The sequence below is a fragment of the Viridibacillus arvi genome (genome assembly GCF_001274945.1).
In the GTDB taxonomy this organism is placed as follows: domain Bacteria; phylum Bacillota; class Bacilli; order Bacillales_A; family Planococcaceae; genus Viridibacillus; species Viridibacillus arvi.
Genome location: NZ_LILB01000005.1, coordinates 500,821 through 522,849 on the forward strand (window position 1 = coordinate 500,821; position 22,029 = coordinate 522,849).

Annotated in this window: 25 protein-coding genes; all 25 read right to left on the reverse strand. The window is 37.2% G+C overall.

Annotation, left to right across the window (positions count from 1 at the left end; translation table 11 throughout):
• Positions 1-73: 73 nt before the first annotated feature.
• The 25 genes from AMD00_RS11650 to der all read right to left on the reverse strand — a co-directional run bounded on the left by AMD00_RS11650 (position 74) and on the right by der (position 22,019).
• Positions 74-841, reverse strand: a complete 768-nt coding sequence (locus tag AMD00_RS11650) for a menaquinol-cytochrome c reductase cytochrome b/c subunit (RefSeq protein ID WP_053417238.1) — start codon at positions 839-841, stop codon at positions 74-76.
• A 41-nt stretch (positions 842-882) separates the two neighbouring features.
• A complete protein-coding gene (gene qcrB, locus AMD00_RS11655) occupies positions 883-1,557 on the reverse strand; it encodes a menaquinol-cytochrome c reductase cytochrome b subunit (protein WP_053417239.1) in 675 nt (224 codons plus the stop codon).
• A gap of 21 nt (positions 1,558-1,578) precedes the next feature.
• A complete protein-coding gene (locus AMD00_RS11660) occupies positions 1,579-2,082 on the reverse strand; it encodes a QcrA and Rieske domain-containing protein (RefSeq protein ID WP_053417240.1) in 504 nt (167 codons plus the stop codon).
• Between the two features lie 155 nt (positions 2,083-2,237).
• Positions 2,238-2,687 (reverse strand): DUF2487 family protein, encoded by a 450-nt coding sequence (locus AMD00_RS11665; protein ID WP_053417241.1) that lies wholly within the window; start codon positions 2,685-2,687, stop codon positions 2,238-2,240.
• 48 nt (positions 2,688-2,735) lie between these two features.
• On the reverse strand, positions 2,736-3,287 hold the full coding sequence (locus AMD00_RS11670; protein ID WP_053417242.1) for a ReoY family proteolytic degradation factor: 552 nt from the start codon (positions 3,285-3,287) through the stop codon (positions 2,736-2,738).
• A 14-nt stretch (positions 3,288-3,301) separates the two neighbouring features.
• Positions 3,302-4,537, reverse strand: coding sequence for a tetratricopeptide repeat protein (locus AMD00_RS11675; protein ID WP_053418276.1), 1,236 nt, complete (start codon positions 4,535-4,537; stop codon positions 3,302-3,304).
• A 125-nt stretch (positions 4,538-4,662) separates the two neighbouring features.
• Positions 4,663-5,955 carry a 3-phosphoshikimate 1-carboxyvinyltransferase gene (aroA, locus tag AMD00_RS11680; protein ID WP_053417243.1) on the reverse strand — a complete coding sequence of 431 codons (1,293 nt, stop codon included), beginning with the start codon at positions 5,953-5,955 and terminating at the stop codon, positions 4,663-4,665.
• A gap of 16 nt (positions 5,956-5,971) precedes the next feature.
• A complete protein-coding gene (locus AMD00_RS11685; RefSeq protein WP_053417244.1) occupies positions 5,972-7,072 on the reverse strand; it encodes a prephenate dehydrogenase in 1,101 nt (366 codons plus the stop codon).
• Positions 7,069-8,169, reverse strand: a complete 1,101-nt coding sequence (hisC, locus tag AMD00_RS11690; RefSeq protein ID WP_053417245.1) for a histidinol-phosphate transaminase — start codon at positions 8,167-8,169, stop codon at positions 7,069-7,071. Before hisC ends, AMD00_RS11685 begins: the two co-directional genes overlap by 4 nt.
• A 29-nt stretch (positions 8,170-8,198) precedes the next feature.
• Positions 8,199-8,561 carry a chorismate mutase gene (gene aroH / locus AMD00_RS11695; protein ID WP_053417246.1) on the reverse strand — a complete coding sequence of 121 codons (363 nt, stop codon included), beginning with the start codon at positions 8,559-8,561 and terminating at the stop codon, positions 8,199-8,201.
• Entirely contained in the window at positions 8,558-9,649 is a 1,092-nt protein-coding gene (gene aroB / locus AMD00_RS11700) for a 3-dehydroquinate synthase (protein WP_053417247.1), read from the reverse strand. Before aroB ends, aroH begins: the two co-directional genes overlap by 4 nt.
• A 2-nt stretch (positions 9,650-9,651) precedes the next feature.
• A complete protein-coding gene (gene aroC, locus AMD00_RS11705) occupies positions 9,652-10,833 on the reverse strand; it encodes a chorismate synthase (protein WP_053417248.1) in 1,182 nt (393 codons plus the stop codon).
• Between the two features lie 188 nt (positions 10,834-11,021).
• On the reverse strand, positions 11,022-11,792 hold the full coding sequence (locus tag AMD00_RS11710) for a CheR family methyltransferase (RefSeq protein WP_053417249.1): 771 nt from the start codon (positions 11,790-11,792) through the stop codon (positions 11,022-11,024).
• A 184-nt stretch (positions 11,793-11,976) separates the two neighbouring features.
• Complete coding sequence (gene ndk, locus AMD00_RS11715) at positions 11,977-12,396, reverse strand: nucleoside-diphosphate kinase (protein ID WP_053417250.1); 420 nt, start codon at positions 12,394-12,396, stop codon at positions 11,977-11,979.
• Positions 12,397-12,487: 91 nt separating this feature from the next.
• Complete coding sequence (gene hepT, locus AMD00_RS11720; protein WP_211258645.1) at positions 12,488-13,462, reverse strand: heptaprenyl diphosphate synthase component II; 975 nt, start codon at positions 13,460-13,462, stop codon at positions 12,488-12,490.
• Between the two features lie 20 nt (positions 13,463-13,482).
• Complete coding sequence (locus AMD00_RS11725) at positions 13,483-14,187, reverse strand: demethylmenaquinone methyltransferase (protein WP_053417251.1); 705 nt, start codon at positions 14,185-14,187, stop codon at positions 13,483-13,485.
• A 5-nt stretch (positions 14,188-14,192) separates the two neighbouring features.
• Positions 14,193-14,981, reverse strand: a complete 789-nt coding sequence (locus AMD00_RS11730; RefSeq protein WP_053417252.1) for a heptaprenyl diphosphate synthase component 1 — start codon at positions 14,979-14,981, stop codon at positions 14,193-14,195.
• Positions 14,982-15,083: 102 nt separating this feature from the next.
• Positions 15,084-15,305: a trp RNA-binding attenuation protein MtrB gene (gene mtrB, locus AMD00_RS11735; RefSeq protein WP_053417253.1), complete on the reverse strand. Its 222-nt coding sequence runs from the start codon at positions 15,303-15,305 to the stop codon at positions 15,084-15,086.
• 61 nt (positions 15,306-15,366) lie between these two features.
• Positions 15,367-15,939, reverse strand: a complete 573-nt coding sequence (folE, locus tag AMD00_RS11740; protein WP_053417254.1) for a GTP cyclohydrolase I FolE — start codon at positions 15,937-15,939, stop codon at positions 15,367-15,369.
• A 550-nt stretch (positions 15,940-16,489) separates the two neighbouring features.
• Complete coding sequence (locus AMD00_RS11745; RefSeq protein WP_038190738.1) at positions 16,490-16,762, reverse strand: HU family DNA-binding protein; 273 nt, start codon at positions 16,760-16,762, stop codon at positions 16,490-16,492.
• A gap of 191 nt (positions 16,763-16,953) precedes the next feature.
• Positions 16,954-18,456 (reverse strand): stage IV sporulation protein A, encoded by a 1,503-nt coding sequence (spoIVA, locus tag AMD00_RS11750; protein WP_322787046.1) that lies wholly within the window; start codon positions 18,454-18,456, stop codon positions 16,954-16,956.
• Positions 18,457-18,513: 57 nt separating this feature from the next.
• The gene (locus AMD00_RS11755; RefSeq protein ID WP_053417255.1) at positions 18,514-19,230 is read right to left on the reverse strand and encodes a hypothetical protein; all 717 of its coding nucleotides are present in this window, start codon (positions 19,228-19,230) and stop codon (positions 18,514-18,516) included.
• Between the two features lie 23 nt (positions 19,231-19,253).
• Positions 19,254-19,475, reverse strand: a complete 222-nt coding sequence (locus AMD00_RS11760; RefSeq protein WP_245639507.1) for a DUF2768 domain-containing protein — start codon at positions 19,473-19,475, stop codon at positions 19,254-19,256.
• Positions 19,476-19,662: 187 nt separating this feature from the next.
• Complete coding sequence (locus AMD00_RS11765; RefSeq protein ID WP_053417256.1) at positions 19,663-20,679, reverse strand: NAD(P)H-dependent glycerol-3-phosphate dehydrogenase; 1,017 nt, start codon at positions 20,677-20,679, stop codon at positions 19,663-19,665.
• 29 nt (positions 20,680-20,708) lie between these two features.
• The gene (der, locus tag AMD00_RS11770; protein WP_053417257.1) at positions 20,709-22,019 is read right to left on the reverse strand and encodes a ribosome biogenesis GTPase Der; all 1,311 of its coding nucleotides are present in this window, start codon (positions 22,017-22,019) and stop codon (positions 20,709-20,711) included.
• Positions 22,020-22,029: the final 10 nt, after the last annotated feature.

Consider the following 22,029-nt stretch of genomic DNA (forward strand, 5'->3'; position numbering starts at 1 on the left):
TAAATATACTTTATGACAATACAACTGAAACTAAAAAAAGAGCCAGTTACCTGACTCTTTAATTGATTAAGTATTATTCAGCTTTTAAGCTTTCAATAAACTCAGCAAGCTTTTGAAGATCTTCATCTGAACCCTTATATTGATCTGGAGGCATGCCACCGATACCCTCATGGGCAATTTTAGCTACTTCATCAGCAGTTAATCCTGTGTTCATTAATGATGGACCTGCACCACCCTCAAGGTTTTCACCATGACAGTTAATACAAGATTGTCCAGCATAAACTTTATAGCCATCAGACTCTTTATCGAATTCGACTGTTTCAACAATCGCACCTTGTTTTGCAGCTGCTTTCCAGTCATGGTTAACTACAGATTCCCAAGTTAAGAAAACCATAGAAGCAATTGCTAATAACATGAACGCTACTGGAAGTGGGCGTTTCATTGGGCGACGTTCTGGTCCTCTATCCAAGAATGGTGCTAATAACAGGGCTCCGAAAGCGATACCTGGTATTACCATAGCTCCGATAATGTTATATGGACCTGAAGCGTATTCATATTTAAGTAGTTGGTATAAGAATAAGAAATACCAGTCCGGTAAAGGTATATAACCTGTGTTTGTTGGATCAGCCTGTGCCTCAAGTGGAGACGGGTGAGCAACAGTTAAGATTAAATAACCAATTAGGAATACAGCACCAACCATCCATTCTTTTAGTAAAAAGTCTGGCCAGAATGGTTCTGTTTTTCCCGGATATTCGGAATAGTCTGGTGGAGTTTTAGTTCTGTTTGCCTTATAAGGCACACGAGAATCCCCTACGAATTTCATTCCTTTTCCGCGATGCATTGTGTCCCCTCCTTTAGTAATTCTTCAAGTTCATTAAAATACTATAATGGACCTGAAATACCTTGTCTGCGAATCATTACAAAGTGTGCTGCAAGCAACCCAAGCAAAGCAGCTGGTAAGAAGAATACATGAATCGCAAAGAATCTTGTTAATGTTTGTGCTCCCAGAATAGTTGCATCACCGGCAAGTAAAACTTTGATTGCTTCACCAATAAATGGTACAGATGCAGCAATTTCAATCCCTACTTTAGTTGCAAATAACGCTTTCATATCCCAAGGAAGTAAGTAACCTGTAAAGCCAAGACCTAACATTACTGCGAAAATTAGAACCCCAACAATCCAGTTAAGTTCACGAGGTTTTTTGTAAGAACCTGTGAAGAATACACGTAATGTATGTAAGAACATCATGACAATTACGAGTGAAGCTCCCCAGTGATGCATACCACGCACAATCTCACCGAATGCTACTTCATTTTGAAGGTAGTAAACAGATTTCCATGCATTTTCAATATCCGGAACATAGTACATTGTTAAAAACATACCTGAAAGGATTTGAATAACTGTAACGAAGAACGTTAAGCCCCCAAAACAATATACGAATGCAGAAAAATGATGTGCAGGGTTAACGTGCTCTGGCACTTCGTGGTCAGCTATATCGCGCCAAATTGGTGTGATATCTAAGCGTTCATCGACCCAATCATAGATTTTATTTAGCACTGATGTCGTACCCCCTTACATTTAAACTAAAGTATTTGGTCTTGTTTTCCCGATCATTAATAGACCGTCTTTTTCTTTTACTTCGAACTCATCTAACGGCCCAAGTGGTGGAGTACCTTTGATGTTCTCACCATTTTTCTCGTATCGGCCACCGTGACATGGACAGAAGAATTGGTTTTTGTGTGCTGGGTCACCTTCCCAGTTTACAGTACATCCTAAATGCTTACATACAGGTGAAAGAGCGATAACTTTGTCGCCTTCTTTGTAAACCCACGCTGTACTTGTAACATCAGATTTGTACCAAGCGTCAACTTGTTCAAAAGTAAAGTCAACTTTAACAGGAGTTTTTGTTAATTCAGAGACTTTTTGTTTAGTTAATACGAAATCTCCGCCTTCTTTTTTCTGTAATACCGGGTCAACCGCAAAGCGAACCATTGGCATTAACATACCAGCAGCCATGAAACCACCAACACCTGTTAGTGTGTAGTTTAGAAATTGACGTCTTGTTACACGATTGTTACTCATACTTTTCCCCCCTCTAACTTTAAAGGTAAGTCCAACGGACAAACTTATACAAAATAGTAATACTAGGACATATCTATGATATATCAATCAAAATGGAAGGTCAATAACGCATTCGACACTTTTGTCATGATTTGTGAACATTTCATGAAAGAAACTTACAACTCTGACCATTTAGATGAAAGCATTGGTACTACTTGTCGAATTTGATCACTTAATACTGACTGTTTTACTGATTGATCCATATCACCAAGTGGTATAGATGGTAGCCATAAAACAGATAGCTCAGGCGCAGCGCTTGTCCAACTATGATCTGATGTCATATAAAAGATATATTTAAAACCAGCCAACTTTAATTCTTCGTCTATTGCCTGAATATAGTCCTTTTTCACCATGCTATTTGTATAACTGAATGGTGGCATTATCATAACTCGTCCTTTAAACTGCTGTTCAACAAAAGCTGTTAACGACATTAAAAATTCTGCTGCTGAAGCACTCTGTTTCATACCAATCGGAGAACCATCAATAACTGTTAATGGCACGATTGCTGTGTCTATAAATTCCTTTTGTGCTGAGAATACTTCTACATCTTTGCCAATCCAAAACATTTTTATTTCCCCCCGAGAAAAAACTTCATCTAAAGGATGAAGTTTTTTCTATTCATTAACATTTTTCAGGACATTAAGTAATGCCGATAACTCATAAAATTTCTCTTTATCATTATTATCTAAGGCTTCATCGATTTGCTTTAAAATCGTTTCTTCTCTAAAAGACTTCATACTATCGTTCAATATTTCCTCCGCTAACATGCGGTCCTTTTCACTAATGTGTAAATACTTAGGCATATGAGGGTTCTCTTCAAGAACCGCTAAATATTCGCCACTTGGTGGAAGTTTAGGGAAATTAAGTTGAATATACATTTCTTCTTCTGGGTGCATCCTCAAATCGTGGAATGATTTCTCAGCGTCTGCTGTCATTATATTACCTTTATAAAATCGAAATGGAATACCCGATGATTCAGTCGTTGACATGACCATCGCTCGCGGACAATAATGTGCTTCCTCAACAAAATGTACATGCTCTAGTAATTCATCGTGTCCAAGTAAATAATTTAAAATCCAGACACATTCACGTCGCTTTAACTGATAACGCTTTAAAAACCAATGAACGAAAACCTTTTTATCCATCACAGAAACGGAAGCGGTCATACCGATTCCCCCTCTCACTCGAAAGTTTGTAAGAGATCCAACCAAGTCGGCTCATCAGGCTGTAGTGCTACTAATCGTTTTACGACTTCGTGTGCTTCCCCACGTTTGCCATCTTCGATTAAGAAATACGCGTACTTTTCTAAAAATGCTGGATCTTCCTTATGGTCATTATATGCCAAAGTATAAAATTCGTATGCACGATTATAATCTTCTAGGCGGTCATAAGATTGTGCCGCAAAAGCAGATAATGTAGACCAATCAAAGTCATCATTACGTAATATTTCGATTAATTCAACAACTTCTTCATCACGTTCATCTTGCGCTAACAGTGAAACGAGCGTTAAAATAGCTTCCATGTATTCTCCATCAAGAGCAACTGCTTCTCGTAAATATTGTTCAGCCTCTTTTGGTAGATTATTTTTCAAAGCCATCTTTCCAGCAAATAAATATAATTCTTTGTCATATTCATCACGTTTAATGCCTTCTTGAATTATTTCCAATGCTTTTTTATTTTCTTCTTGCATCGCATAACTTTCTGCTAATAATAAATAAGCTGCAAAATAATCCGGATCTACTTCTTTTAACTCTTCTAAATGTTTTATTGCAGTTTCATACATTTGTGTTTGGAATGCTGAATATGCTGCTCCAAATAGAAGATCAGGTGCAACATGATAATCGAGGGCTTTTAAATAATATGTTAACGCTTCTTCAAACGCCGCACCCGTGCGATGTACTTCTGCAAGACGTTCGACTAATCGGATACCTGCAATCTCCTCTTGTTCCTCGTATAGCTCACCATAAAGACGTGCAGCTTCCGCTAAACGACCTAGCTCTAAAAGGAGCTCTGCCTTCGCAAAACGCAATAAAGGTTCAGTAGGCAATAATTCTAGTGCCTCGTTAATACGTTGCTCAGCGACCTCATATAGTCCTTGCATTTGATAATAATCCGCCAACGCTAATAAAACTTGAGGATATTCTGGTTCGTCAGGACGCACAGACATGAACATTTCTAATGCCTCATCCTCATTTCCAATATCCATTAGCAATACTGCTCGGTCAATTTTTAATTGTGTTTCTTCAGGGAACAAAAATTGCAAATGTTCAAATAATTGATCTGCTTCCGCTAAAAAGCCGTAATTCACTAACAGCTCTGCAATTTCATACTGTACATTTGGATCAGCCTGTATTTTAAGCTGTTCCATTAAATCTTGTATACCTTCTAAATTTCCTTGCTCAATTACTTCTATCATTTTGTTTTGAATATCCAAATGCTTCACCTATTCTCATTAATTTCAATCATTATGCTACATGACAAATTCTTTATGTACAAGGAAAAACCCTCCTATTTTGCGGAGAGTTTTTACCTTTAATCAATTCAATTACTTACAGCTTGTACATCTTCAAAGAATGTTGGGTAAGAGACTGCAATACAATTTGCATCATCTAGCTCGATTGCACCTTCAGTAATAAGTGCAGCAACTGCTCCCATCATGCCAATACGGTGATCTCCATATGTTCGAATAGTACTACCAGTTAATGGCGTTGGTCCATTAATAATCATGCCATCATCTGTCGCTACTATATCTGCGCCAAGCTTTTTCAATTCATCCACAACGGCTGTAATACGGTCTGTTTCTTTTACCTTCAGCTCTTCCGCATCTTTAATAACGGTTTGTCCATTTGCCTGTGTTGCTAATAATGCAAGAATTGGGATTTCGTCGATAAGTCGAGGAATAACGTCGCCACCAATTGTCGTTCCTTGTAATTCTGATGTCGAAACAGTAATTGTTCCAGTTGGCTCAGCAGCTGTTTCATCATCAATTTCAATCGACATTTTCGCATTCATTTCCTGCAAGACATCAATAATACCTGTTCGTGTAGGATTCAAACCAACATTTTCCAACATTATTTCACTATTTTTAGCAACCGCACCCGCAACAAGGAAAAAAGCTGCAGAAGAAATATCTCCAGGTACCGCTACATGAGTAGCTGTCAGTTGTTGACCACCTTGTAGTGATACAATGCCATCTTCAGTAGTAATTTCTGCCCCAAATTGACGAAGCATCCGTTCTGTATGGTCACGTGAAACTTCCTTCTCGCGTATAATAGTCGTTCCTTCTGCATTAATACCTGCTAATAAAATTGCCGACTTCACTTGTGCACTTGCAACTGGCATTTTATAGTCAATAGCCTTTAGTTTCGTACCTTGAATGGCAAGAGGGGTAAATTGCCCATCCATTCGCCCTGTTATTTTAGCTCCCATTTCTCGTAATGGGTTTATAACGCGTTTCATAGGACGCTTAGCAATGGACTCATCGCCGTTTAAAACTATATGGATATTAGAACCCGCTAGCAAACCAAGCATTAAGCGTGTTGTTGTACCAGAATTACCGGTATATAAAACATCAGTTGGTTCCAGCCAAGTTGCCATGCCATTACTCTCTATAACGACATTTGTACCATCCAGTTCAATCTGTACACCTAATTTGCGGAAACAAGCAATTGTATTTAAACAATCATCACCAAGTAAAAAACCACTTACTGTCGTGCGTCCTTTTGCAATTCCGCCGAACATAATAGAACGATGAGATACTGACTTATCACCTGGAACCGTTATTTTCCCACGTAATGTTGGCTTATTGTAATCTAAAGATTTACTCTTCACCATTCTATTCACCTACCCTTTATGAAATATAAATTTCGTATGGACTGCGCTTTTGTATACAAGCAGCAGCACGTTCACGATCATCTGCATTTTGGAAACTAACAACTAAAATACCGAAGACATCTTCTCGCGTTTCCACGATACGAATATTCGTAATACTTATTTGTTCTTCAGCTAGATAAGCTGTAATTTCAGCAATACTACCTGGATAATCAGGTACATCTACATATAAATCATATGTCATGTACATTGCACCTTGTGAACTGATCGGTAACTCATCACGCACCGATTTAGCTTTTGCAAAATAATCCTCAATCTGAGTTGCTTCTCCTGTAATCAGAAGGTCCTCTACACGTTTCATTTCAGCTTGCCAATCAGCCAATTGTCCTGCAATTTGCTCGCGATTTTGCATCGTTATATCGCGCCATAGTATAGGATTAGAAGACGCAATTCGTGTCAAATCTCGAAAGCCCCCTGCTGCTAACATTTTTGTTATAGGGTTATCAGCTCCCTCAGCATGTAATTGATGCACTAAAGAGGCTGCCACGATGTGTGGAAAATGACTTACTACGGATGTCATATGATCATGTTCAGAAGCTGAAACACGCATTAATTTAGCACTAGTATACTCCAGTAAATTCTGCAGTATATTAATCTTTTCTTCGTCCTCACCTTCTAATGGTGTGAGCATATAGTACGCATTTTCAAAAAGATAGGGCTTGGCCGCTAATACACCACTTTTATGGGAACCTGCCATAGGATGGCCTCCGATAAAAGTAATGCCATTTTCGCGAAGATCATATGCTTTTTCCATAATCAAAGACTTTGTGCTACCTGTATCTGTCACAATTGTAGCAGTTGGAAGTTCCCAAGATTTAAGAGACTCCATCCATTCTAACGTTGCATTTACAGGTGTTGCAAAAATAATAACATCTACTTTTTTTGCTGTTTCCTCAGGATTTTTCGTTACATCTTGGACGACGCCAAGTACTTTTGCACTTTGTAACGTGTCGGAATTGGCATCAAAGCCAACCACTCGAACATTCGGTGACTTTTGTAGAGCTAATGCAATCGATCCGCCGATTAGGCCTAGCCCTACAACAAGAACAGTTTGTTTCATGAAAAAACTCCTTGCTCCTGTAATACTGCTTCTAATTGTGTTAAGAATGCCTCATTTTGAGCTTGTGTACCGATTGTCACACGAATATAGCCAGGTGTACCTAGTGCATTACCACTACGTATAATAAAACCACGTTTCATTAATTCTTGGAAAACAACATCGCTATCAACTTTCACTTCCATTAATATGAAATTTGTATCAGTTGTAAAGTAGTGTAGATTATTTTTTCCACAAAATTCTTCGAATTGTTTTTTACCTTTATTGTTCTCCTCGCGACATTTTTCGATATAAGCATCATCTTCTAATGCAACTTGTGCGATTGCTTGGCTTAAAACTGTATTATTAAAAGGTCCACGAACTGGATCCAATTTTGCTATTAGCTCTTTATTAGCAATACCATATCCCACACGGAAAGCAGCAAGACCATATGCTTTAGAGAACGTTCTTAAAATGATGATATTTGGATTGTCTTGAATATACGGGATTGTATCTTTATGTCTATCGTTTGAAACATACTCAAAATACGCTTCATCTAACACAACCAAGACATCAGACGGAACTTTTTTCAGGAATGCTTGTAATGGCGCATCTTCTATCACTACACCTGTTGGATTATTAGGGCTGCAAACCCACACAACAGCTGTATTATCATCAATTGCATCAAACATTGCATCTAAATCATGATTACCATCTACTAAAGGTACTTCACGAATTTCAGCACCTTCGATTTTTGCGTTATGGCTGTATTGTGAAAATGTTGGTTTTGCCATGACAGTATTAACACCTGGATATAATAATGCACGTGTAATAATACTGATTAATTCGTCAGAACCATTACCAAAAATTAATTCATTTTCTTCTACGCCTAGTTTAGTAGCCACTGCTGCACGTAAGTTCGTTGCATAACCATCAGGATACAACGCGAAGTTAAATGATTCATTTGCTAAAAATTCATGTACTTTTGGTGAGCTACCAAATGGATTTTCATTTGACGCTAATTTAACAATTTCATCTAAGTCAAATTCTTTTTTCACTGCATCAATTGATTTTCCAGGTTGATATGCTTTCATACCTGTAATTTGTTCTTTCCATTTCATCGAACGTTCGCCTCTTCCTCAGTAGTTGATTACTTTGCTAAATCGGGTCTTAATTTCACAGCGTCATTTAAATAAATATGACGAATCGCTTGTTGACTTATTTCCGTATTCACGTGCATTAGGACTCGAATACATAAGGGTAACGCATCAGGAACATTCATCTCATGCATACACATTACCGGAACATAACTCCAGCCTTCCATAGTACGCACTGCTTTCGCTGGGAAAGCTGAAACAATATCAGGTGTAGTTGAAATGACAACAGATGCAACATCCTCTGCAACAATATTATTTGCTTTTACGATTTCTTCTATTAATTTCTCTGTCTCTGCTAAAACGATTGCCGCCTGATCAGACTGCACAGTTATGGCCCCACGTACTCCACGAATCACGCGAGCACCTCCTTTATTAACACACGAAGTAGTCCATCAATTTCTTGACATTCTTCTATAGATATTTGTTGAACAAACGGCTCACCAATTTTCTTTAATAAAACAAATTGTAAGATGCCGTATTCTGCTTTTTTATCTTTCATTAAATAGTCTAGTAATTGTTCAAATGTAAACTGCTTAACTGCATCAAAAGAGTAGCCGTTACGTACTGCAAATTCGATGAAGGAGCGAGTAACCGTTGCAGGTATTGTACCGTATCGCTCACTCAAAATAAGTGCATATACCATCCCAATCATAACTGCTTCACCATGTGCTAATTTACCAAAACCTGAGGCAGCCTCAATAGCATGACCATATGTATGTCCAAAGTTTAAAAACTTTCGAACAGAATGTTCTTCCTCATCTTCTGCAACAATACTAGCTTTAACGCGAATACCTTGCTCAAGGTGCTTGGCAAGATCAGCTTGACTGAAATCCAAAATAGAGTTAGTAGCCATTAATTCTGCTAACCACTTTTCATCTGAAATAAGTGCATGCTTAATCACTTCTGCCATCCCAGAACGTACTTCTTTTTCTGGTAAGGTTGTTAAATATGAAATATCATATAACACTCCTTGTGGCTGATAAAATGCCCCAATCATATTCTTCCCTAGCGGATGATTAATGGCTGTTTTCCCACCAACTGCACTATCATGCGCTAATATCGTCGTAGGAATTTGAATAAATGGAATACCACGCATAAATGTGGAGGCAACAAAACCCGTTAAGTCACCGACTGCTCCCCCACCAAATGCGAAAACAAATGTTTTTCGGGTGCATTTTTGTTCCAATAAAAATGATTGTGCTGCAAAGAAGCTTTCAAATGTTTTACAATCTTCTCCTGCTTCTAAAATATTCACTTTAAATGGGTATGGAAATTCCGCTGTAAAACGTTCGCTATGCAATCGCCATACATTTTCATCAGTAAAGACGATAATTTTATCTGCCTTAGAGAGTTGTTGATCGAATGATTTAACTGCTTCAGTTAATCTATTTGCACTTATTTGTACTTCATACGCATGGGATTTCGCTTTAACTGGAATATTCATTGTTAAAACTCCTTCGTATATTGTTTATGCGCTGCAAGCTGTTCCTTTAGCTGTGGTAATTGATCACTATGGAAATGCTCCATTACTGCATTTGCTATTTCCCAGGCAATAACATGTTCTGCTACTACAGAAGCAGCAGGGACTGCACAACTATCAGAGCGCTCAACACTTGCTTTAAATGGTTCTTTCGTTTCAATGTCAACACTTTGTAACGGTTTATATAAAGTAGGGATTGGCTTCATAACTCCACGTACAACAATTGGCATACCTGTTGTCATACCACCCTCTAATCCACCTAGACGATTTGAACTTCTAGTATAACCGTCTTCCTCAGACCAAATAATTTCATCATGCACTTCGCTACCTTTGCGATGAGCCATTTCAAAGCCTAGACCGAACTCTACCCCTTTAAATGCATTGATACTTAACATAGCAGCTGCTAGTTTTGCATCTAACTTACGATCATAATGTACGTATGATCCGATTCCAGCTGGCAAACCTTCTACGATTACTTCTACAACTCCACCAATTGAATCACCCGCTTTTTTAGCCTCATCAATTGCTTCAACCATTTTTAGAGATGCTTCTGCATCTGCACAATAGCATGCGTCTTCTTCGATTATTGCGCGTATTTCAGCGACTGATTTGCCGGCAGTAGATTCAGGATTTGCAATAACTCCACCAATTTCAGTAACATGCGAAACAATTGAAATTCCTAACTCTGCTAAAAGGGCTTTTGCTACAGCACCAACCGCTACTCGAACAGTTGTTTCACGAGCTGAAGAACGCTCTAATACATTTCGTAAATCACGATGGCCATATTTCATACCGCCTACTAAATCAGCATGTCCAGGGCGAGGGCGAGAAATTTGACGTTTAATTTCTTCAGGATTAACATCCTCTGCTAATGGCTCTGCACCCATGATTTTCGTCCAGTGTTTCCAGTCATCATTTGTAACAACCAATGCTACTGGAGCGCCTAAAGTAGTACCATGACGAACGCCTGATAAGATTTCAACTGTATCCGTTTCAATTTGCATACGGCGACCTCTACCGTGCCCACCTTGACGTCTTTTTAATTCTTTATTTATTAACTCTGCCGTAATTGGCAATTGAGATGGTAACCCTTCAATGATTGTTGTTAATTGCGGTCCGTGTGACTCTCCTGCTGTTAAATATCGCATAACACTTTCTCCCTTCAACTCGCTAAAGTATATGTTTTTCACTATAACATATTTTAATCAAAAAAACAGTGAATAAACTGAACTTTTGCAAACTCCTATTATTTTAGTTTTTCTATTTATTTTAGAAAAAATCGCCTTTCGCGTACATTGCGAAAAGCGTTCTATCATTTACCTATATATAAAAACAATTACAGCTTTTGATAAAAGAACGTATCCTCAATATCTAATTGATATCTAGAAGGATTAAAAATTTGTTCTGTTGAACCTACGAATAATACGCCACCCGAACGAAGTGACTTACTAAAGTTATCGTAAATTTGATCCTTTGCTTCTTCTGTGAAATATATCATTACATTACGGCAAACGATTAAATCATAGTTTTGATCATATGTATCCTTTAATAGGTTATGTTTTTTAAATGTGACTGTCTTTTTTATTTCGTTTTTCACCTTATAAAAAGAACCTTCATTTTCAAAATATCGCTCTTTTATATCTTTTGGTACTTCTGCTAAAGAGCGCTCAGGATAAACACCCGCTTTTGCTTTTGCAATGGCATTTTCGTCTAAATCTGTTGCTGTAATAGAGATTTGGGATAATGGCACATGATTTGATAACGTCATCGCTAAAGAATATGGTTCTTCACCTGTAGAACAAGCGGCACTCCAAATTTTCAATTTCTTATTTTGCTGTAATAGACGAGGGAATATTTTGTTTTGAAGAACTTCCCATCTTTTACCGTTACGATAAAATTCGGAAACATTAATTGTCATTCGATCCAAAAATTCATCTAGCAGTGCACGATCTTTGTCTAATGCATTAAAAAAATCGATGAAGCTTTTATAGCCTTTTTTTTCATACAAAGACGTTAAACGTCGTTTCATTTGAGCCTCTTTGTATAAAGCTAGGTCAATACTTGTTTTTCTTTTGATTTTTTCTACAAATTGTTCGTAATCCGTCATAAGCGTATCTTCCCTCTCTTTCAACCTAATTCTATTATATCGGATATAAGACATTTCTTAAATAGTAGATATGCAGACTTGTTTGACAATTTAAATAAATCTATTTAAATATTTATATTAATAAAATGATAAAGAAAATAAAAAAAGCTGCACGCAAAATTGCGAACAGCTTTGAAAATATGAATTATACTAATTCGTTTTCGTTGAAGAATAAACCGATTTCACGTTCTGCTGCAGCTAAAGAATCTGAACCGTGAATAACGTTGTGAGAAAGAGTTGTAGAGTAATCCCCACGGATTGTTCCTGGTGCTGATTCAGCAGGGTTTGTAGCGCCCATCATTAAGCGTGCTACAGAGATTACGTTTTCGCCTTCCCATACCATTGCGAATACAGGACCAGAAGTGATGAATTCTACTAATTCACCGAAGAATGGACGTTCAGCATGTTCTGCGTAGTGTTTTTTTGCAAGCTCTTCAGTAACTTGCATTAATTTAGCGCCTTTAAGTTCGAAACCTTTACGTTCGAAACGATCTACGATATCACCTACTAATTGACGTTTAACGCCATCAGGTTTAACCATTAGAAATGTTGTTTGAATAGCCATTGTTAAATTACAACTCCTTAAGAAATGTTTACAGGTTTTATACCCACCGTAAAATATTATCATTGTACGACAGATAGTTCAACATATAGTATTAAAATTTGCGTTTACCCATATATAAAGCGATATCACGCAAAGATTTTTTGATTGAATTTTGCGGAAGAGCTTCAACTTCACGTAATGCTTTTTGCAAATATGTGTCGCTTATCTTCTTCGCCTTCTTAATTGCTTCTGATGTACGAATCTTCCCAAGAAACTCTTGTCTTTCATCTTCGGTCATTGTTCCAGCTAACGCTTTTTCAATGAGAGGACGAATTGCAGGATCATCTTTCACCAACAAAACGGGCAAAGTAATATTACCTTGTAGCAAATCACTTCCTGCTGGCTTACCAAGTTGTTTGTCAGTTGATGTCAAATCAAGAATATCGTCGATTATTTGGAAAGACATCCCGACAAAATAACCGAATCTCTTTAATTGGATTGCAACACGTTCGTCTGCACCCGCAACAACTGCACCTAGATGACAACTAGAAGCTATTAGTAATGCGGTTTTGCGTTTAATCCTTCTAAAATAGTCTCGCATATTTTGATCGAGTTGCATTTTATCCTCGATTTGGATAACCTCTCCAATACAAATCTCTACCATTGTTTCTGATAAAATTTGATGTGCTTTCGGATTATCAATATCAGTAATATACTGCAATGCTCGTGCAAAAATAAAGTCGCCAGTGTACATTGCCACTCTGTTATTCCATTGAGATTTAACTGTAGGTCTTCCTCTTCTCATTTCCGAATCATCAATAACATCATCATGAACGAGTGAAGCCATATGAATCAATTCCAATGATACTGCTACTTTTTTTATCAGTTCAATATCATACTGACCAAATTTAGCCGCAAGTAAAACGAAAACGGGGCGAATTCTTTTCCCTCCAGCTTTTAACAAGTGAAGAGAAGCATCATTCAAGAAGTGAGAAGACGAATTCAACGCTGTTTCTAATTCTTTTTCGATGATTTCTATATCTGATTTCAAATCAGAATAGAGTAGTTTTAACTTCATCTTTTCCACGTGAATAAACCTTCTCCCACCTAGTTTTCTTTTTTAAAGCCCATATGCATAGCGGTTGCTCCACCGTTATATGCTTTATAATTCACATTTTTGAAGCCTACTTGCTCGAACATCTTTTTCAATTGCTTCATACCTGGGAATTCATCTGCAGATTCTTGTAGCCATGAATACTCTTTATAACTTTTAGCAAATAGCTTACCAAAAATCGGCATAATATATTTAAAATATAATCTAAATAATTGACGATATCCAGGAATTTCTGATTGTGATGTTTCTAAACAAACTGCCATGCCACCTGGTTTTAATACACGGTTTATCTCACTCAACACTTGCATATAATCTGGTACATTGCGAAGACCAAAACCAATTGTTACATAATCAAATGAATTATCTGGGAAAGGTAGTTCCATGGCATTCCCTTGTATAAGATTTATTTGAGGGTAAGATTTTGTTTTCTCAATACCCACATTTAGCATGTTTTGACTAAAATCAAGACCAGTTACTTGTCCAGTCTCACCAACGGCTTCTGCCATATTAATAGTCCAGTCTGCCGTACCACAGCAAACGTCTAAAGCTTTAGAGCCTGGCTTAACTTGCATACGATTCATCGTATCTTTGCGCCATTTTTTGTGTAATTGAAAGCTAATGACAGAGTTCATTTTGTCGTAGCTATCAGAGATATTCTCAAACACTTCATGTACGCGTTCTTCTTTAGATTGCGACACTGTTTTCAACCTTCTCTCGTCGTTTGATGTTCACATGCAATTCGTGGCATGCGATTTACAATGAGCGTTTTCACTTCATCTTGAAGAAATGGAGAAGTTGAAATACTTCGAGTAAATGTAGATGAAAGCTCTGATACTAATTCTTCTAAAATTCTCTCTGCTGATCTCTTCGTAGAAGTAAATTGCTCACTTTTCTCAATGGCTGCCACTATGCGAGTCTTCATATGTGTTTCTTGTAAGATTCGCAATTCATAAGCCAGTCTATTTAATAATAAGCCTTGCTGCACCAGTGGTATATATTGGTCTAAATGATAATGTTTCATAAATTGTTCAATAGACTTTGATTCAATGACAGTTAATGCATGCAACCAATCAGTTATAGGTCGACTAGTTGGTTCATAGATAGCCGTTTTCTGTTCACTAATATCAATGATCCCATCCGATAAGGAGCGAATTAAAGCGATATTAGGTATCTTAGACAATAGTTGATAATACATACCACTATAAAAGTCCCCTGCTAAAACTGTTAATTGTTGGTTTTTAGAAGTAGCGTCTACTTCATCGATTTGGTCATGAGCATGAAGTGCAGTGTAAATAATACCAATTGTTGTAGATACTTCATCTTGCTCACTTGTCCATATTTCACCATTCAGGAATGGCAACAATAGATAAAACAATGTCTCATTTTCAACGATAGGCTGACCTGTATATTTGAGGAGCGTTCTATGATGCAATTGCATTAAAATATTGTTTTGTAATTCTTGTATTTTGTTATCAATGATAGTTGCATTCATAAACTTTTCTCCATTTCAGTTCATTTCCTGTTGTCATATACTTTTTACGAACATTTATATAATTTTCGTGCCATATTAGTTTTTAAAAATTTAAGTTTATGATTATTTTTTTGCTTCACTATTTACAACGCCATAAGCTGTATGAATTTCTGCTTTACCGCGAATTTTCATAGCTGATGTATGCTCTGTAAATTGTGCAATCATAATTTCTCCGCTATCTAATTTTTCGGAGTGATGAAACTTTGTATCTGTACCGCGAGTTAAACCGATCACGTGAACGCCATCTTCTTCTGCACGGATTACTATATAGTCACTCTGAGACATATCAACATTCCCCTTGCTATATTATTTCCTTTGTTCATCATATCACAAATAAAGGGCTATTTTAAGACATTTGAATGAATGATAGTATTTCTGATCGTTTTACGTCGTCTTCTTCAAAGATTCCCTTTGCTACAGATGTGATAGTCTTTGCTCCAGGCTTTTTAATTCCTCGCATTGTCATGCACATATGCTCCGCTTCAACAACTACATAAACACCTTGTGGATTAAGCATTTCCATCAACGTATCAGCAATTGTTGCAGTGATTCGTTCTTGTAACTGCGGACGATGTGATACTGTTTCGACAGTTCTTGCTAATTTACTTAAACCTGCTACAACGCCATCTTTTGGTATGTATGCTATATGCGCTTTACCATAAAACGGTACTAAATGATGTTCACACATTGAGAAGAATGGGATATCCTTCACAAGGACAACCTCATCATGACCTTCATGGAAAACTGTTTCAAAATATTTTTTTGGATCTTCATGCAATCCTGAGAACATTTCTTGATACATTTTCGCAACACGCTTTGGTGTATCTAAAAGTCCTTCACGATTCGGATCTTCTCCAACTGCTTCAAGAATCATTTTAATCGCTTGTTCTATTTTATTTAAATCCGTAGTAGTCAACATTAATCCCCCATTATATCTACATTACTAGTTACCTTGTGATGTTAGCACAATCAAAGCAAAATGCAAAATGCCTTGCCTGATATTAGAGCGGGTATTTTTGGTGATTTATCCATTGTCTTTTTCTCAAAACTAAATTGGTTTTATATTTTTGGATTTACTCAACTCAATAGACCATTTCATATGTATTCACTTTGTGCTATAACCCCTAACCCATCCATTCTATATGGCAGGTTTTGTAGAAAATATCTCTGTACTTTTAAGTACCTACTAAATTCAAGAACTTATTAATTACCATTTCACAATTAAAAGCTATATAACTATATAACATACGAAACTAAAAAAGTGAATAATTCTAAAACAAATAGTATCTTAACTGCTAAATAACAACATGAATTATTACATTCCCCTGATCCTCACACTAGAAATGAACAAGAATTACAAATTTCTTGTTCATTTCTAGTGTGCTAATTCATCTAAAAAACAAGCTAGATAAGAGCAAACAAAAAGAACAGCCTTCCGAAGAAAGCTGTTCTATGTACCCTAGATACTATTATTTGACAGCATCTTTAAGCGCTTTACCTGGTTTGAAAGCAGGCACTTTGCTAGCAGCGATTTCGATTTCTTCACCTGATTGTGGGTTACGACCTTTACGAGCCGCACGTTCACGTACTTCAAAGTTACCAAAACCGATTAATTGTACTTTATCACCCGTTGTAAGAGCTTCTTGAATTGTATCAAATACTGCTTCAACTGCTTTAGAAGCGTCTTTTTTAGAAAGACCTGCAGCTTCAGCAACAGAGTTAACTAATTCTGTTTTATTCACACCATCCACCTCCTCTCAAGGGGCATTGACTCAATCATGTAAAAAGATTATCACAACCGAAAACCCTATGCAACAATATTTATACTCCTTTTACCTAGTTTAAGCAAATATAATCCCTGTAAAACGCAAAAAAACCTTTTTGCAAGGTCACAAAAAGGCTTTTTTTTCTTAATTTATAGGTTATTTGGTAATTATAAAATAAAAGTTACCATACCACGATCACCTTGGTTTACCATTCGTTCAATCGTTTGACGCATTCTCGTTTTCGCATGAGCTGGAACAGCATTTGTTTTATAAGCTATACTTTCCTTCATGACCTCATAAAGCGGTGTACCAAATAACTGGGTATTCCAAAGTGCATCTCTATCATGATAATATCCATGTTTTAAATCTTTTAATAGCTGCTGACTATGAAACTCAGACCCTATTAACGGAGCAAACTCCGCTTCCATATCGATACGTATAATATGATAAGACGGCGCATTCGCCTTCATGCGTACACCGAAGAAATTATTTTGTTTAATGATTTCTGGTGGTGATGGCTCAAGTTCTTGCGTATTAGGTAGAGTAACTCCATAACCGTCTTTTTTAGCTTTTTCGATAGCTTCATGGAAGCGTTTATGTGCCTGTCTTGCTTCCTGTGATTCTTTAATAAATAACAGCCATTCTTTTTTGGTAACCACCGGTTCATCCAAAAATTGTTCACAAATAGCTTGATATATATCATTTTTTACTTGAAGAGTAATTCTTGCACTACCCATGCCTGGATTGACATCGGTCACTTCTGCATTGGAAATATAATCTTCTTCACTTAATTTTGTTGCAATATGTTTGACATCTCGTATTTTCGTCACGGAATCACTCCATGTAGTGATGGCATCATTTAAAGAGACGTTAATTGGATTCGTCTCTCCAATGACCTCCATCCAGTCAGGGCGTTCCACTTCGATCGATGTAATTGGAAATTCGTAAAGTGCTTCTTTCAAAATTTCATTTACTTCTTGCACACTCATTTGATCCGCAGATGTACTAATTACTGGTACCTGATAGCGATCCGACAGCTCATTTTTCAGTGCCACAGTATCTTTATGCGCAGGCATTTTACTATTTATTACCACAACAAATGGCTTACCTATTGACTGAAGTTGCTCAATTATTTCAATTTCTGCTTTTTCAGCTGCTTGCCTTGGAATACCATTTACAGATCCATCTGTAGTAACTACAATACCAATATTTGAATGATCACGGATGACTTTATCTGTCCCAATTCTAGCTGCTTCCTGGAAAGGAATTGGCTCATTATGCCACGGCGTGTGTACTAATTTCGGACCATTTTCATCCTCATATCCCTTCACGCCATCAATAATATAACCCACGCAATCAGCCAGCCTAATTTGCATCGTAAGGGGCCCTTCTCCTACTGCAATTTGTGTTCCTTTAGCTGGGACAAATTTAGGTTCAGCTGTCATTATAACAGGGCCTGGAGAGCTTTGAGGCAGCTCGTCCTGTGCTCGTAATCGTTCTGCTTCATCTGTGATGTTTGGTAATACCATAACTTCCATTACACGCTTTGTAAACGTTGATTTTCCTACTCGTACCGGCCCTACTACCCCAATATATACATCACCGTTTGTGCGCTCCACAATTTGCTCATATAATTGTTCTGAAATGTGAATCCCTCCTATTCTACGCAATCTATTCTATGCATGAAAAAAACGTTTCATGCTAAAAGCATCAAACGTTTTAGAAGGTTATTTTTTATCGGTTAAGAAAATGACTTCATTTTTATCATTTACTGTATACGGTAAAGAATAGGCTGGTAGAATAGCGTATTTATCGGATAATAAATAACGGATGTCATCGCCTGATTTTACTTTTGGATTATCTTCATCTAATATTCGTTGTAATTCAATAGAATAATCAATACAAATTTCTCCACTACCTTTTACAACTAAAGGAAGATTTACACTCGAATAAGAGCTTGGGACTGAAGGTGATTTTTTGTAACCCATCTTCACATAATCCATTTGATAAATATCACCAATAATTTTATCAGCGATTGGTACGAAACCATTCACACCTTTTTTTATGTTCAATTCACGAATTATTTCTGCACCTCGTAAGTCTACTAGTTTAACAACTGGTTTTTTACTCTCTGCATTCCAAATAACATATTGATAAATTCCACCCTTTTCATAGGCATTCCCAGGAATTTTGTCTAAATGACCATTTAGTAATTTTTCGAATTGAATAGGGTACTTAATATATTGATCTACATTTTCTTCACGATTTTGGATAGGTAGTAATCCGCCTGAAGTCTTTCTAAAAGAATCTATCGCCTTTTGGACTACTATTAGTTGTGCCTCATCAGGAACTTGATTTTCAGCTCGTTCTGATTGCGGATACATACAACCAGATAAAAGAGTAGCTATTACAGCCACCAACAATAATACTCTCGTTTTTTTCATATACTTACCTCATTTTCTTAGGATTACCATGTGAAGACGACAAACATCATCGTCAAGAAACCTATGAATAAAAATAAATATGAGATCAACGCTATAATTGAACTCACTATTGAATTTTCGATTTTATGACGACTTAAGTAAATTAATCCCATCGCTACTAACATAAAACCAATAGAATAGAAAGATATCCACATCATATCCATTGGAGAAAAAGGAGTACCATTTAGCAGGACTAAGCTTGACAACAGACCAACCACCTTTCTTAACTAGAAACCGTTTCCATTCTCACAGATGAAATTATATCACAAAAAAACAAGAGGTGAGGAAGCATCACCTCTTGTCAATATTAATAATAGAGCTTGATATCACTGCATTTAAAACACTTTTATAACGGTTTTGTTTATCGTACAATTTTGTGACAAAATATCACAATTATTCAAAGAACCCTGCCATTTCGTGTGTTTTCATACGTTGCATTAGCTTCTCTACACCTTCAGTAGCATTTTGTTCTTCAAATAGCACCTCATATAGCGCTGATGTGATTGGCATTATTACATCGTATTTCTCAGCTAGTTGATGTGCCCCTTTTGTTGTACGGACACCTTCTACAACCATGCCCATTTGGTCTAGCACTTCCTGCAACGTCATACCTTTACCAAGCATATTACCTGCACGCCAGTTACGTGAGTGAACACTTGTACACGTGACGATTAAATCACCCATACCAGCAAGTCCTGAGAACGTTAAAGGCTCTGCACCCATTTTCACACCCAAGCGTGACATTTCTGCTAAACCTCTTGTAATAAGGGCTGCCTTAGCATTATCCCCATATCCTAAACCATCAGTTACCCCTGCAGCTAAAGCAATAACGTTTTTCAACGCACCACCCATTTCTACTCCAATAACATCTGTATTCGTATAAATACGGAAATACTGATTCATAAACAGATCTTGGACGCGCTCAGCAGATGCTAAGTTTTCACACGCTGCCGCCACAGTAGTAGGGTGATGCAACACTACTTCTTCAGCATGACTTGGACCAGAAAGAACAACAATGTCTTCAATTAAAGCTTCATCTATTTCTTCTCTCATAATCTCAGAAATGCGTAATAATGAATCAGGTTCAATTCCTTTTGAAACATGGACAAATAAAATTTTACGATCTAAAGTCTTCATCATTTTTTGACAAGTTTCGCGAATACCCTTTGTAGGGACAGCCATGACAATCACGTCTGCATGTGCAACTGCATCTGCTAATATATGTGTTGCTTTTAATGTAGTTGGTAGTTGTACACTTGGTAAATATTTCGCATTTGTGTGTTGCTCATTAATTTCGTTAGCTTGCTCTTCACGATGTGACCAAAGTAGGCAATCATGACCATTTTCAGCTAATACTATTGCTAGTGACGTGCCCCATGAGCCCGCACCTAAAACTGTTACTTTATCCATGTTTGGATCCTCCCACCTAGATTTAACTATTATCCTCGGGCACGTGTAATCAAACGAATAGGCGTGCCTTCGAAATCGAATGTTTCACGAATACGATTTTCTAAGAAACGTTCATAAGAGAAGTGCATAAGTTCTGGTTCATTTACAAAGACAACAAATGTTGGTGGCTTAATTGCAACTTGAGTAACGTAGTAAATACGTAATCTGCGACCTTTATCAGTAGGAGCAGGGTTTCTTGCAACAGCATCTGCGATAACTTCATTTAATATACTTGATTGAATACGCATAGAGTGATTTTCATTTGCTCGGTTAACAACTGGCAATAATGAATGAACACGTTTTTTCGTTTTCGCTGATACGAATACGATTGGCGCATAATCTAGGTATTGGAATTGCTCACGAATCACTTTTGTTGTATGATTCATAGTCTTTTCATCTTTTTCAACAGCATCCCATTTATTTACTACGATAATGACTGCTTTACCCGCTTCATGAGCGTAACCAGCAATTTTCTTATCTTGTTCTTGGATACCTTCTTCGCCGTTTAAAACGACTAAGACAACGTCTGAGCGTTCAATAGCTCTTAGTGCTCGAAGTACACTGTATTTTTCAGTAGTCTCGTACACTTTCCCTTTTTTACGCATCCCCGCTGTATCAATGATTACATATTCTTGTCCATCAAATTCATACGGTGAGTCAATTGCATCACGTGTTGTACCAGCAATATCACTTACGATTACACGTTCATCACCTAAAAATGCATTTACTAATGATGATTTACCAACATTCGGACGGCCGATTAAAGAGAATTTAATGACATCGTCACCATATTGCTCTTCATCATCTTCTGGGAAGTGTTTTGCCACTTCATCAAGTAAGTCCCCTAATCCAAGGCCATGTGAACCTGAGATTGGGAATGGTTCACCAAATCCTAATGAGTAGAAATCATACATCATTTCACGCATATCTGGATTATCAATTTTATTAACAGCTAAAACAATAGGTTTCTTTGTTTTATATAAAATTCTCGCAACGTGTTCATCAGCTAATGTTACGCCTTCACGACCATTTGTCATAAGAATGATAACATCCGCTTCATCCATGGCAATCTCTGCTTGGTGACGAATTTGATCTAAGAAAGGCTCTTCTCCAATATCAATTCCGCCAGTGTCAATAATATTAAATTCATGTGTTAACCAATCCGCAGAACTATATATACGGTCACGTGTTACTCCTGGAATATCTTCCACGATAGATACACGTTCACCTACGATTCTGTTAAAAATAGTCGATTTACCGACATTCGGACGGCCTACGATCGCTACGACCGGTTTCGTCATAATTTATTCA